This is a genomic window from Sorangium sp. So ce426 (genome assembly GCF_051475585.1).
Lineage (GTDB): Bacteria > Myxococcota_A > Polyangia > Polyangiales > Polyangiaceae > Sorangium > Sorangium cellulosum_B.
On sequence record NZ_CP150341.1, the window covers coordinates 5,890,800 to 5,903,764 of the forward strand.

Genomic DNA, 12,965 nt, shown 5'->3' on the forward strand with positions numbered 1-12,965 from the left:
CGCGGCGATGGCGATGTGGGTTCATCCCTTCAGGGCGTGGACCTGGAACGACGTCGCGTACTTCTCCGGGTCCTTCGGATCGAACGTCACGCCGTCGAACAGCGTCTCGGGCGCGTCGCTCCGGCCGCCGTGCGCGACCCCGAGCTCCTTCATCGCCTCCTCGTAGAGATCGGGGCGCATGACCTGCTTGACGACGCCCTCGTAATCCGGCTTCCCCTCCACCATGCCCCACCGGCGGAACTGGCTGAGCCACCAGAGCGCGTACTTGGGCTGCGGGTAGTTGCAGCCCCGATCGCTGAAGATCATGTAGTCCTTGTCCTCTTTCGTGCGCCCGTCGCCGTAGTCGTAGCGCCCCTGCAGCCGGCCGAGGATGAGCTCCGGCGGACAGTTGATGTACGTGGGCCTCGACACGACGTCCGCCTGCTCGGGGCGGTTGTCGAGCTTGTCCAGCCAGACGCTCGCCTCGTGGAGCGCCTTGATCACCGCCTTCACCGTCTTCGGGTTCTTGCCGGCGAACTCCGCGGTGAACGCGCACACCTTCTCGGGGTGGTCCTTCCAGAGCTCCTGCGTGGTGACGGCCGTGTAGCCGATCTGGTCGGAGATCGCCCTGGCGTTCCACGGCTCGCCGACGCAGAAGCCGTCCATCTTGCCCACCTTCATGTTGGCGACCATCTGGGCGGGCGGGATGGTCACGAGCGCGACGTCCTTGTCCGGGTGGACGCCGCCCGCGCCCAGGTAATAGCGAGTCCACATGGCGTGCGTTCCAGGCGGGAACGTCATCGCGAAGGTCATGGGCGCCCCCTTCTCCTTCGCCTCCTCGACGAACGGCTTGAGCGCCTTGGGATCTCCGGCCACCTTGCCCCGGAGGTCGCTCTTCATCGTGATCGCCTGGCCGTTGCGGTTGAGCAGCCACGGGATGACCATGGGCATCTTCGGCGATCCGAGGAGCCCCATCGTCGAGGCGAGCGGCATGCCGAAGAGCATGTGCGTCGCCTGGAGATCCCCGTTCGAGAGCGAGTCGCGGATCGCCGCCCAGCTCGCGCCCTTCACGATGGTCGCGTTGATGCCGTACTTCTTGAAGAACCCCTTCTCGTGGGCGATCACGAGAGGAGAGCAGTCGGTCAGCGCGATGATGCCGAAGCGCAGATCGGGCACCTCGGGCTTGGCGGCGTCCGGGATGAGGGGCGCGGCGTTCGCCGCGGGCTTCGCCGACGCTTCGGACCGCGATTCACAAGCGGGGAGGAGCGCGGCTCCCCCGAGCGCCAGCGCACCGCCGAGGAAACGCCGGCGGTGGAGGGGCGTGGCGCTCGGGGCCTCACGCGCAGGTTCTCGTCTCTTCATTCCAAAGATCCTTTGCTGGGATGACCGTGGAGCCTCGGGCGCATGGAGAGGGGCACGCCCGCCGGTCGGGGCAGACTGGACGGGCTGCGCTCCGGAGGCGCCGTCCGCGAAATCGCCTGTTCGTTCGAGGATGAGCTAGAGCGACAAACGGGTTGAAGCCGCACGCAGACAGCGAGAAGTTGGGACGCCAGAAGACGCCAAGAGACGCCAAAAGACGCCAGAATTTATTGTTTTCGTGGCGTCTTTTGGCGTCTTTGGGCGTCTTCTGGCGTCTCATTTTTATGGTTGCCAAGCTGATCGGTGTCCTAGGCCAGCTCCGCGGCGAGATCGGCAGGGTGAGCTCGCGCTCGCCGCGGGTGTGCGCCCTGGATGGCCTCAGCCATTCACGGGCCCAGGATTTGCCAAGGACGATGCATGGGCGCCTGTTTCTATGAAGTTTCTGTAGGATATTTTTTCTTCATTCACTTCATGTTCGTCATGTTCGTCATGTTCGTCATGTTCGTTACGCTCGTCACGCCGCCTTCGTCTTCAGTTTCAATGACTGCGGGGCAGCGGCGCGCCCGAGCGAGCGGTCGGGGAGCGTCGCGAACGGACCGGTTGCTTGCCAGGCCTGGGGTGAGGCTGTAGCGTCCGCGCGGCGCGGGAGGAGCGCCACGCCAATCCGGCGGGTGGGATGCGGCAGGCAGCAGGTCATGGGAGCGACGATGACGAGCGGGTCCGCGGCGTGGGTGGGGGCGGCGGCGTGCCTCGTGGCGGGCGGGTGCACCTCCCTCGCCGGCCTCGATGGGCCCTACCACCTGGAGGCGGGCGGGGGCGCCGGCGGTGGGGGTGGAGGTGGCGGCGGCGCCGGCGGGCAAGACTGCGCCGAGGAGGCGAGCGAAGGGTGCGTCTATGACCGGTGCGGCGCCGTCCCCGAGAGCGCCCCGAGCGGCGTCTACACGCTCGATCCCGACGGGCCCGGCCCAGAGGAGCAGGCCGAGGTCTACTGCGGTGAGCCTGTGGACGGCGATCGCTGGGCGCTCGTCTACAACAGCGTCGGGTCAGCGGACGGCGCGACGCTCGCGTTCTGGAAGATCCTGTATGCCGATCGGCTCGCCACCAAGGGGACGCCGTCGCTCGGCGACAACCTTTACCAGCCGTCGCTGTACATCGCCGGCCGGGAATACCGCGACGAGATCGAGGACATCGCAGGGACCGTCGCCGAGGTGATGCGGGCGACCGCCGAGGGCATCGACACCGGGGACATGCACCTCCTCACGCCGATACGGGTCGGCGGGGATGAGCAGCTCTTTTCATGGCAATTCGGCACCGGATGGTCGTCGCCGGATTTCGACGCAGACACCAAGGACGACGGCAATTGCGCGGGCGCCTATGCGGGCGTCACGCAGCACTACGGGCACTGCTTCGTCTACAACCTCGGCGCGGACGACGATGAGCCGATCGAGGACGAGGGCTGGGGCCCGCACATGAGCACTCCGGACGCGACCTCGTACGGGCTCTCGGATGACGGCAGCGGGTACACGCGTGTGCAGCGGATCTCCCGCTGGACCCGCTGGTGAGCCCGGCCCACCTGGGTCGGAGCGCTCGCCGCAGGACCGGGGCGGCGCGCCGAGAGCCCCCGCCGCTCGGCGCCCCCGGGGCCCACGGTACGGATGACGCTCCGGCCACCGCGGTGGCAGACTCCGACGACCCATGAGCGACCGTTCGACCATCGTTGATGTGCCTCCTCGCTTCCGCGTGATCATCGATCCGCGGGACGCGGGGGTCGACGAGCGCACCATCGTCCTCGGCCCGAGCCACGCGTTCGGCGACGGCCGGCACGAGAGCACGCGGATGTGCCTCCAGGCGCTCGCGTCGTTCGCGCCGCGCAGCGGCTTCCGCCTCTTCGACGTGGGGAGCGGGACGGGGATCCTCTCGATCGGCGCCGCGAAGCTCGGCGGCGAGGCGATCGGGGTCGACATCGACGCCGCCGCGAACGCGATCGCGGCGGACAACGCGCGGCGGAGCGCGGTGGAGGCGCGCGTGCGCTTCGCGACGACGTGGCCGGACGGGACGTTCGACATCGTCGTGGCCAACATCCTTCGCGAGGTCCTCTCGGCGCTCGCCCCTCGGATCGTGGCTCGCCTGGCGCCGCGCGGGACGTTGATCCTTTCGGGGCTCGTGTCCACCGACGTTCCGGAGATCGTCGCGCGCTACGCGCCGCTCCTCGCCGAGCGTCGACCGGAGATCTTCGAGCGGGGTGCGTGGCGCGCGCTCGTGTGGCGCAACGCCGAGCCCCGCGCCGATGCCGGAGCCGCGTGAACCGAGGTGCCTGGGCGCTATCCGAGCCGCCGCGTCCCCCCGGAGATGACGATTCCATGCCCGGCGGCGGTCGTTCGTTCGAGCTCACGGATCAAACACCGCGCGGACCAGGGTGCCGCCCTGGATGTGCCCAGCTGTGCCAGCTTTTGCCGATGAGGAACGAGCGCTCCGGCACCGGCGTGCAATTCCGCTGTGTTGCGTGACGGTACGAGAGCTGCTTGGTCGCGGCACATGACCTCGCGCCCGCTCCTCGCCTCGATGATTCTCTCCCTCCTCACGGTCGCCGCATGCGGCGACTACATCTACGGCGACCCGGGCGGAGGCGGCGGCACCGCGTCAACGGCTACCTCAACGGCGATGGGAGCGACAGGCGGAGGTGACGGCGACGCCGGCACGACGACGACGGGCGCCGGAGGTGAAGGCGCGAGCGGCGGGGGCGAGGCGAGCGGCGGGGGCGGCGGCACGAGCACCGGCGGCGGCGATGCGACTGGCGGAGGTGGTGGGACGGCGTGCGGCGACGCGGTCTGCGGCACGCATCAAGTCTGCGAGAGCTGCCAGACGGACGACGAGGGGGAGCCGCCCTGGTTCTTCTGCACCGACGCCGACCCTGAGCCCAGCGCCGACGAGTTCCGGTGTGGGGAGACCAACTGCGACCGCGGCACCGAGGCGTGCGAGCACAAGGCCGAGTACTTGGGCTGCGACGGCCACGACATCTGCACGGCTCTCCCGGCCTACGACGGCTGCACCGACTGCGACTGCATCGCGGCGTACTTCGCCGACGGCGTGAATGGATCGTACTTCGGCGAGGGCGCGTCCCGAATCTGCCTCGACGCCTGCACCGGCTCCGGTGAGGGGGCCATCCACGTCCGGCTGTCGGCGTGCTGGGACTGATGCGCGGAGCTCCGCGGGCTGAACGGCCCTGTCGCGAGGAGCGCTCCCGAGGGCGCTGTCGACAGCGACGGCAGGTCGGGCCGCGAGCTACCAATTATACCAGACGACGAGCCGCAAACGGGCGCTTGAAAACCGCTCATCGCTGGCGATTCGGTCCATGAGTTCAAAGACGGTGGCCCAGTCGCTCGATCGCACTTCCGGACACGAGTCGCGAAATGCCGACAACTCTGTCCAGCTGGCGTAGGTGGTGCCGCCCAGCTCGCCCGGACCGTAGCGCCGCTCATGCTCGGCGATCCGATCGAGGTCTGCACGAAGCTGAGCAGATGGGTTTGGTGGAATTCCCCGCCGAGCGGCGACAGCTCCGAGCGGCTCACCCGCGGCGACAACGTCCCTCGATAGCCCGAACAGTCGCTGGGAAATCGCGTCCGCACCGTCGATGAGAGGCAGCACGCGGAGGACGCCCTGCCATGCGTGCTCGTCCTCTTCGAACGGCAACATTCGCGTCACCTCGACCCAGCCCTCAATCCAGAACATTCGCGCTCCAGGCGTCAATTCGCCGCGATCAGCGCCGCCGGTCCGCCCCGCATGGCGTTCATGTCGTCCCGGCGACGGTAGTTCGTTCGAGCTCGCGGATCAAACGCCGCGTGGAGCGCGTCGGGCGCGGCGCTCGGGCTCTCGCCGGCGCGAGGAACGCCGCCGCGACCGACGCCGGCGCGACCGATGCCGGCGACGAGCTGCCCCTCGACGCCGCGCCCTTCCCGCCCGAGCCGTCCAGGCAGCCCACGGCCGCCGAGTGGAAGGCGGCGCCCCGCGTCCGCCTCTCCCGCGCCGGCCCCGCGGCCGCGGGCTGCCGCGCGTACAGGGCGAGGGAGTGGCTGCGCGTCCGCTGCCCGGAGCTCACCGTCTCGGCCATCTCGCTGCTCGGCGGGAAGTCCGAGGGCGTGGCCTTCTGGATCGATCCGCCCCGCGGCGGCAGCGAGCTCCCGCGCGGGGGCGAGGTGATGTTCCCGATCCGCCGCGGCGATCGGCGGGTGATCCAGATCCTGACGTTCGGCCCGGGCTACGACGGGCCGTTCACCTTGTTGCCGGCGATCGTCATCCAGGAGCAATGGCTGGAAGACGAGCCGGCGCCGACCGTGACCGCCTCCTGAGACACCATGCGATCCCCCACCCCGCTCCGCGCCATCTCCTCGCTGTTCCTCCTCGCCGCTGCGAGCGGCGTGCTCGTCGCCGCGTGCGGCGCGGCCCCCGCGGCCCCCGGCGGCCCGCCCGCCGATCAGGCGCCCGCCGCGCAGCCCGCGGCCACGAGCTTCGCCCCGACCGGGGCGGCGCTCGCCCCGGCGCCGCCCCCGCCCGACCCGGCGGTGGCCTCGGCGCCGGCGAGCGCCGGGCAGGCCGGCGCCGAGCCGCCCGCCGCGCCCGCCGAGGCGGCGAAGCCATCGGACGGCTGCCCCGAGGGCATGGCCCGGGTCCCGGGCGGCAGCTTCGTGATGGGCCCGCTCAAGGTGAAGGCCACGGTGGGTGACCTCTGCGTCGACAGGACCGAGGTCACCGCCGAGGCGTTCGCGGCGTGTGTCAAGGATGGCAAGTGCACGGACAAATTCGCGGATTGCGCCAAGGAGGCGTCGACCTACGGCGTGGCCGGCAAGGAGAAGCAGCCGATGGTCTGCGTCGACTTCGCGCAGGCCGAGGCCTACTGCGCGGCGCAGGGCAAGCGGCTACCGCGCGACGACGAGTGGGAGTGGGCGGCCCGCGGCGGCGAGGAGGCGCGGCCGTATCCGTGGGGCGAGGAGGCGCCGAAGGATCAGCTCTGCTGGTCCGGCGGCGGCACCGTCCGCAAGACAGCGTGCGACGTGGGGAGCTTCCCCGCCGGCGCGAGCCCGCAGGGCATCCAGGACCTGGCGGGCAACGTCTTCGAGTGGACAACCAACGCCAACGACGGCAAGGGCAAGATGCGCATCGCCCGCGGCGGCAGCTGGCGCGACGGCATCGCGCCGCTCGTCAGGACCGCGCGGCCGGGCGGCTTCGAGGCGACGTACCGCTGCGGGTTCCTCGGCATCCGCTGCGTCGTCGAGCCGGCGGCCCAGGCGATCAAGTAAGCTGCGCAGCGTCGGCCGAGCGCCAGACGGGAATCGGCTGCTCGCAGCCCGCTTTCAGGTCGTTCTCCGCGAGGTGGTGCGATGTACAACGGGTCGGCCACCCGGCGCATCACGTCGTGTTCGAGGCGGGCCTCGGGCGTCGCCCTGCCCACCCAGCGCGCGTGGGCTTCCAGGTTGTCGGCAACGTGTCGGAACAGCTCCGCCAGCCGCTCGGGAACCACCGCGTTGTTCGCCAGGTCGCGTCCGCAGGGCTCGTCGTCCATCGGTACCTCCTGTCCATTCGCCCCGACGCGCGAGGTGTCGGGTCGTGACCGCAGGCCGCGGTCCAGGAGCGGGCGGCCGGGCGTGTGTTATCCATGGCGGCAGCCGTGTCGTCGTCCCCCGCGCCCGCCGCGATGGCGGGTCGCCCGCCCCGGAGCCCTGCCGATGACCGACGTCCACCACGCCGAAGCCACCGCCTTCTTCGACGACTTCGTCGCCGCGTTCGTGCACTTCGACGGGCCGCTGATCGCCCGCCGCTACCACGTGCCGTACCTCGCGATGCACGCCGCCGGCCTGCACGACCTGCTGACGAGCGCGGAGGCCGTCGGGGCCTACTTCCAGCGCATCGTCGACCAGTACCGCGGCGACGGCTGCACGGCCTGCCGCCACCGCGAGCTCCAGGTGGTCACGATGGGCAGCGAGGCGCTGCTCGCCACCGTGTCGTGGGACCTGCTGGACGCGTCAGGCGGCGTGCTGTTGAGCTGGCGCGAGAGCTACAACCTGCTGCGCACACCGCAGGGGCTGCGCATCTTCGCGTCGACGGACCACTGATCCAGCGGCGCCCAGCCCCTGGGCGCGCCGGCGGGCGTCGCCGATGGCCTCGACGAAGGCGGCAACGAAGCCGAGCGCGCGACGGTCCTCGAGAGGATCGCCGGCGCCGGACCTCGGCCGATCAGATGCTGCACTCCACGAAGCCCTGCGTGTTCGCGGAGACGTTCATCTCCCACCTGGACTGGGCGGCGTCGTACTGGACGACCACGCCGGTGGAGACGCCGCCGCGGAGAATGCCGCCGATCCCCTTGAGCCAGCACGTCTTGCCGGTCACCGCGGGGCCGAGGTCCACCGACCCTGCCTGGATGCCGTGGTAAGCCTCGCCGAGGTAGTCCGTCACCTGGACGCAGCTCGCGTAGCCGGCGACCTTCCCCTGCCCGTGGAGGTACCAAGAGCCGCCGTCTTTCTCCACGCCGATGTAGTCCGACGCGCTGGCGAAGTTGTGGCCGCCCTCGTAGTTGATGACCTGCGTCAGAAAGCAGCGTCGGTTGTTGCTGGTGGACGCGAGGAACACCCTGGGGCTGGTCGTGGTATAGCTGTTGTTGGAGTAACCGACCTGCGTGATCATGGTTCCGGGGTTGGCGAGCCCACCGTAGGCACGAACCGACACACCCGAGTCGGCGTGCGCGAACACGCGCGCCGTGCCGAGCCAGCTGTACATCGCGACGTTGCCGCCGTCGCGGAGGTTTCCGGTCACGCCCATGAGGTAGGCCGCGTTCCCGCTCCAGGTGCCGAGGTTCTGAAAGGCGTTGCCCGACGTCGCGGTGGCGCTGCTGTACCCGAACGCGGCAAACGCCTGCTCGGCGGCGCCGATCGCCTCGTCCTCGCCCCCGTCGACGTCACCGTTGCCCTGATCCGGGCTCTCGACCTCGACGTTGCACCCCAGGAGGGCGACGACCGAAGCGACCGACAGCGCGCGAAAACAAGCGCGAGCTAGTTGCATGTGCATACGATGTTCCCCTTTTCGAACGCAGCGGGCCGAAGCGGCGCGCCGCGACGGCAATGCTACGCCGACCCGACCCGGTGACAACGGACACGGGGCTCACGCCTCGCGCGGGTGCCCCCCTCAGCGCGGACCACAGAGGGTCCGCTGCTGTGCGCGTCGCACACAGCCATGCTGTAGCTGACGGGAAATTCTTTCTATGCGATCGACCAGCTCCGGGCGAAGGCGATGCGCGCCAGGACGCTGTTGACCGCGGTTGGCCCGAGGCGCAGGGCCTACGTCGCGGCGGTGGCGCGTGCGCCACGGTCATGCTGATGTTGCCGTCGAGCGTTCGGGCGATCGACACCGATTCACAACGGAGGTATTGGATGAACAGCACTCGATGGGTGTTTTGTCAGAACGGCGGATCGCGCGGACGCGGTGCCGCGCTGCTCGCCGCAGCATGCCTCACGGCATGCTCCTCGGTCGTCATTCCGGATCAGCGCAGCGGAGGCACAGGCGGCGACGGCGGCGCGACCAGCACCGGAGGCGCGGAGACGGCCACGGGCACCGGAGGCGCGGGAACGACCACGGGCACCGGAGGCGCGGGAACGACCACGGGCACCGGAGGCGCGGGAACGACCACGGGCACCGGAGGCGCGGGAACGACCACGGGCACCGGAGGAACAGGCACGCCGGACGATCTACCCTGGAGCAAGACGATCGCGGGCTCCGGAACGGAGAGTCCCCGCGCCGTGGCGGCAGATTCAAGAGGGAACGTCTTCTTGTCGGCCGAGATCTACGAGTCGACCGATCTCGGCTGCGGCCCCTTGAGCGCAGGGTCAGGGCCCCTCGACGCCCTGGAACTCGGCGCCTTCGTCGCCAAGCTCGACGCGTCGGGCACCTGCCTCTGGAACGTCGCCTTGCCGAACACGGCGAGCGGCATCGCAAAGTACTCGACCCTCGCCGCCGACGCGCAGGGCAATCTGCTCGCCGCAGGCCTGGCCCGTGGCACCATCGACCTCGGCGCGGGTCCCATGGCGGGCGCGACGGAGGGCCAGGATATCCTGGTCGCAAAGGTCGACCCCGATGGCCGCCTCCTCTGGGCGAGGCGCTTCGGTAACGATGCCGTTCAGCTCGCGCCCCACATCGCGGTCGACCGGGCCGGGAACGCGGTCGTCACCGGCGGCGCGAGGGGCTCCATTCCCATCGGCGACGAGCCGATCGTGAGCGCCGGCGGCGTCGATGCCTTCGTGCTGAAGCTCGATCCCGCCGGCGAGGTGCTCTGGGGGAAGCTCTTCGGAGATCACGACTACCAGGCCTGCAGGGGCGTCGCGCTCGACAGGCAGGGCAATGTGCTCGTCATGGGCGATTTCGACGGAACCATTGATTTCGGCGGTGGCCCCCTCGCCAGCGCGGGGGACCGAGACATCTTCGTGGCGAAGCTCGACCCCGACGGCACCCCGCGATGGAGCAAGCGCTTCGGTGGTGCGCTCAATCAGACCGGCCTCGACATCGATACCGATGAAGATGGGGCTCTGCACGTCCTCGCCGCGCTCAGCGGCACGGTGGACTTCGGCGGAGGCGCTCTCACCGCGAGCTCTGGTATCGCCGTCGCGAAGCTCGATCCCGACGGACAGCACATCTGGAGCAGGCAGTTCGGCGACGGCATGAGCGTGGTCCATCACCAGATCGCGGTGGGCGTTCAGGGCAACACCGTGCTGACGGGCTCCTTCGACGACACGATCGACTTCGGCAACGGGCCTATCGACAGCGGCGACGGCGCGGTGGAAGAGGCTTTCGTCGCCAAGCTCGACCCCCACGGGGACGCGCTCTGGAGCCGACGCTTCAGCGGCGCCGGAGCGCAGTTCGGATGGGATATCGACACAGACCCCGGGGGCAACGTCTTCGTTCTCGGCGGATTCGAGGGCACGGTCGATTTCGGAGACGGCCCGATCTCCGCCCAGATGCGGGATGTCTTCCTTCTGAAGCTCTCGCCCTGATCTTTGCCTTCATGAGAAAGCCCTCGGGGCTTAGCGCACCGCCTCGAGAGAGAGCGTCTTGTCGGCCGAAGCCCGCGGATCTCCTCGCGCGTGAGCGGGGGCTCGTCCTCGGCGAACGGCGTGCGCACGAGATCCGCCACGTCGCGCTCGGCGGCGAGCTGGATGCGGCTCGACCAGAGGACGCGTCGGGCGAGCTTGCCTGGAAAGAGTGAGGTGTTGTCGCCGAGCGACTCGGCCTCTGCGCCGCACAAGCGGACGCCGAGGCTGCGCAGCGGCAGCGACGGCCATGCGCAGGCGTCGAGCCATGGCGACGCAAGGCACCAAGTGGGCGGCCAGGAGGGCGCCCGGGCTGCGCAGGAGCCACGCGATCGTACGATAGGACACAAAAGTAGGTGCGCAGGAGGGTCGCGGGGGCTGCGCAGGAGGACGCCGAGGCCGCGCAGGAGGGCCGCCCGGGCCGCGCAGCAGCACCGCCGGGGCTGCGCAGCAGCACCGCCGGGGCTGCGCAGGAGGACGCCGAGGCCGCGCAGGAGGGTCGCCGGGCCTGCGCAGCAGGATCGCCGGTCTGCGCAGGAGGACGCCGAGGCCGCGCCGCAGACGTCAAGGCGGAAGGAGGAGCGGGGTCATGGTGCCGCCGTAATCCCTGACCTTGCCTCCGGCGAGCTGCCGAATGAAGCCAGCCGCACTCTCGATGGTGTTCAGCCAGTCAGCGCCCTTGAGACGTACGTGATCATCGGTCTTGAACCCGAGCACGTCCACGGCCACAGACCACAGACCACAGTCCGTCGGGATCCTCGCGGAGGTCGCCGACGCGGATCGTGATGGTCCGCGGCGCGCCTCCGTCCGAGGGCGTGAACAGGGACGTAACCTCTATTATCGCGTTCATCCACTTTCTCTCCTTACGGCACAATCGGCGGTTTAAGCATGCCGCCCTCATCTTCCGCTCGACCGCGGAGGTGCTTGGACGCAAACTGAGCAGCTAGCTCCACAGCATGGAGTGGGTCCGCACCAGCCAGCGGTCGATCGAATGCGATCTCCGCTCCCCATACGATCGCGTCCACTCGCTCAAGTTCCCCATGTCGTGTTCCAAATGGGTGGGTCGAGGGTTCCGCCGCCCGCGTTCTCGACCTTGTCGTTGACCCTCCGAGCGATGAATTGGGCACCATCCACGATCGCCTGTGTCCAGTCTACCTGTTTCAGACGAACCCTGTCATCATCCTTGAACCCGAGAATCTCCACGGCAACAGACCACGAAGCGCCATCGGAATCGAGCCGTACATCACTGATTCGAAGCGTGATGGTCCGCTTCGGACTACCGTCCACCGGGGTAAATATCGTGGTCAGCTCAAGCATGGGACCTCACCTGCAGCTATCCTCGCATTTGCGAAGACACTTGGAATATTCGGCATTACACTTCGCGCGACACGTTGACGTAGGGTCACGTTTTGTGCAGTCGTCATGACAACCGTCGTGAATCGCGTCACAGTTCAGCTTGCAGCGCTCCTTGCAATCCCCATTCGCGCCATTCACCCACCGGCACGGGCCGCACGACTGCGCTCCCGAGCCGAGGTGCACCCCGTTGGCATACTCACATCGCTCCTTGGCCTCGTCCAGGCTCGCATGATCGCCCTGGTAGAGCGAGGTGCAGGTACCGGTCTCTCCCCAGTTCTTGCACTGAATCGAGCCAGCCTTCCATGTGACCGTGCACTCGGCGAGCTGGGAGCCGCCGCTGCACGGGTCCTCGTCGTAGCCGGTGTGGTTCTGCGGCTCCAGCGGGACATACCCGAAGCCGCCGACCCCGCCGGTGGGGGTGATGATGCCCCCGCCGGCCCCCTCCGTTCCATGACCCCGGACGTAGCACTCTCCCATGTCGAAGTTGCACCCCGTGGGACCGAAAACCAGAAGAACGACCCACCATTTCATTTTCATTTCGACTCTCCCCCGAACCTCCAGATAGGCCCAGCCGTGACCATCAGGACCATGCTGCCAGGAAGGACGCGGCTGCTCCCGCCGGCCCAGTCCACGTTGACGCTCGTCGACGCCCCCAGGCGACCGGCGAAGTACCAGTCGGACTGGGCGCGGCCGCCCGGAGCGACCCCCATCACGCGGTCGCAGATCACGGCGCCGCACACCTGCATCATGTAGACCGACAGCGACGGCCCGAGGCTGACGTTGCCGGTCTTCGTGGTGTACCCGAAGGTGACCGCCGTCCGATCGTAGAATCCGACGCCTGCCCCTGGAACGACGCTGAGCACGTTGTGGACTTCGATCCGGAAGTCGCTCGTCCTGCGCCACAGCCACCCGATGAAGGGGCTCACGGCGAGCCTGGGCTCGGTCCCGACCTGGATCCCACCGACGCTGACACCGCCGCTGAACTCGAGCGCCAGCGCAGGCGCGGGAGCGACGACGAGGGCACAAGCGCAGAAAAGGCCGAGATTGCCGTGGAAGCGCATCGACATGGTGAAGGCTCCTCGCCGAGCGGCGGCGACACACGGTGCGGATGCACTCGCCATTCTTCCGAGCGTGGTCTGAGCGTCAAATAGAAACTCGGCGAGCGCAATTGAAAGGACATGAGTCGCTCCGTTCCGGGCATTC

At 69.0% G+C, this 12,965-nt stretch carries 13 protein-coding genes; 7 read left to right on the forward strand and 6 right to left on the reverse strand.

The window, feature by feature from the left end:
* Positions 1-21: 21 nt before the first annotated feature.
* Positions 22-1,341 (reverse strand): CmpA/NrtA family ABC transporter substrate-binding protein, encoded by a 1,320-nt coding sequence (locus WMF44_RS21890; protein WP_437301043.1) that lies wholly within the window; start codon positions 1,339-1,341, stop codon positions 22-24.
* Positions 1,342-2,045: 704 nt separating this feature from the next.
* Here WMF44_RS21890 and WMF44_RS21895 point away from each other — a divergent pair.
* The 3 genes from WMF44_RS21895 to WMF44_RS21905 all read left to right on the forward strand — a co-directional run bounded on the left by WMF44_RS21895 (position 2,046) and on the right by WMF44_RS21905 (position 4,533).
* Entirely contained in the window at positions 2,046-2,900 is an 855-nt protein-coding gene (locus WMF44_RS21895; protein WP_437301044.1) for a fibrinogen-like YCDxxxxGGGW domain-containing protein, read from the forward strand.
* A gap of 133 nt (positions 2,901-3,033) precedes the next feature.
* Positions 3,034-3,642, forward strand: a complete 609-nt coding sequence (locus WMF44_RS21900) for a 50S ribosomal protein L11 methyltransferase (protein WP_437301045.1) — start codon at positions 3,034-3,036, stop codon at positions 3,640-3,642.
* 231 nt (positions 3,643-3,873) lie between these two features.
* Entirely contained in the window at positions 3,874-4,533 is a 660-nt protein-coding gene (locus WMF44_RS21905; RefSeq protein ID WP_437301046.1) for a hypothetical protein, read from the forward strand.
* An 87-nt stretch (positions 4,534-4,620) separates the two neighbouring features.
* Here the strand turns inward: WMF44_RS21905 and WMF44_RS21910 are convergent, their stop codons facing one another.
* Positions 4,621-5,067 carry a hypothetical protein gene (locus tag WMF44_RS21910; protein ID WP_437301047.1) on the reverse strand — a complete coding sequence of 149 codons (447 nt, stop codon included), beginning with the start codon at positions 5,065-5,067 and terminating at the stop codon, positions 4,621-4,623.
* Positions 5,068-5,177: 110 nt separating this feature from the next.
* On the opposite strand from WMF44_RS21910, the gene WMF44_RS21915 reads away from it, so the two are divergent.
* The 3 genes from WMF44_RS21915 to WMF44_RS21925 all read left to right on the forward strand — a co-directional run bounded on the left by WMF44_RS21915 (position 5,178) and on the right by WMF44_RS21925 (position 7,445).
* A complete protein-coding gene (locus WMF44_RS21915) occupies positions 5,178-5,684 on the forward strand; it encodes a hypothetical protein (RefSeq protein WP_437301048.1) in 507 nt (168 codons plus the stop codon).
* A 6-nt stretch (positions 5,685-5,690) separates the two neighbouring features.
* Entirely contained in the window at positions 5,691-6,632 is a 942-nt protein-coding gene (locus WMF44_RS21920; protein WP_437301049.1) for a formylglycine-generating enzyme family protein, read from the forward strand.
* A 426-nt stretch (positions 6,633-7,058) separates the two neighbouring features.
* A complete protein-coding gene (locus WMF44_RS21925; RefSeq protein WP_437301050.1) occupies positions 7,059-7,445 on the forward strand; it encodes a hypothetical protein in 387 nt (128 codons plus the stop codon).
* Positions 7,446-7,566: 121 nt separating this feature from the next.
* On the opposite strand, the gene WMF44_RS21930 is transcribed toward WMF44_RS21925, so the two are convergent.
* Positions 7,567-8,388: a hypothetical protein gene (locus WMF44_RS21930; RefSeq protein WP_437301051.1), complete on the reverse strand. Its 822-nt coding sequence runs from the start codon at positions 8,386-8,388 to the stop codon at positions 7,567-7,569.
* Positions 8,389-8,756: 368 nt separating this feature from the next.
* Here WMF44_RS21930 and WMF44_RS21935 point away from each other — a divergent pair, with 368 nt between their 5' ends.
* Positions 8,757-10,370 carry a hypothetical protein gene (locus tag WMF44_RS21935; protein ID WP_437301052.1) on the forward strand — a complete coding sequence of 538 codons (1,614 nt, stop codon included), beginning with the start codon at positions 8,757-8,759 and terminating at the stop codon, positions 10,368-10,370.
* Between the two features lie 600 nt (positions 10,371-10,970).
* On the opposite strand, the gene WMF44_RS21940 is transcribed toward WMF44_RS21935, so the two are convergent.
* The 3 genes from WMF44_RS21940 to WMF44_RS21950 all read right to left on the reverse strand — a co-directional run bounded on the left by WMF44_RS21940 (position 10,971) and on the right by WMF44_RS21950 (position 12,829).
* Positions 10,971-11,129 carry a hypothetical protein gene (locus WMF44_RS21940; RefSeq protein WP_437301053.1) on the reverse strand — a complete coding sequence of 53 codons (159 nt, stop codon included), beginning with the start codon at positions 11,127-11,129 and terminating at the stop codon, positions 10,971-10,973.
* Between the two features lie 306 nt (positions 11,130-11,435).
* Positions 11,436-11,723 (reverse strand): hypothetical protein, encoded by a 288-nt coding sequence (locus WMF44_RS21945; RefSeq protein ID WP_437301054.1) that lies wholly within the window; start codon positions 11,721-11,723, stop codon positions 11,436-11,438.
* Positions 11,724-12,295: 572 nt separating this feature from the next.
* Positions 12,296-12,829 carry a hypothetical protein gene (locus tag WMF44_RS21950; RefSeq protein ID WP_437301055.1) on the reverse strand — a complete coding sequence of 178 codons (534 nt, stop codon included), beginning with the start codon at positions 12,827-12,829 and terminating at the stop codon, positions 12,296-12,298.
* Positions 12,830-12,965: the final 136 nt, after the last annotated feature.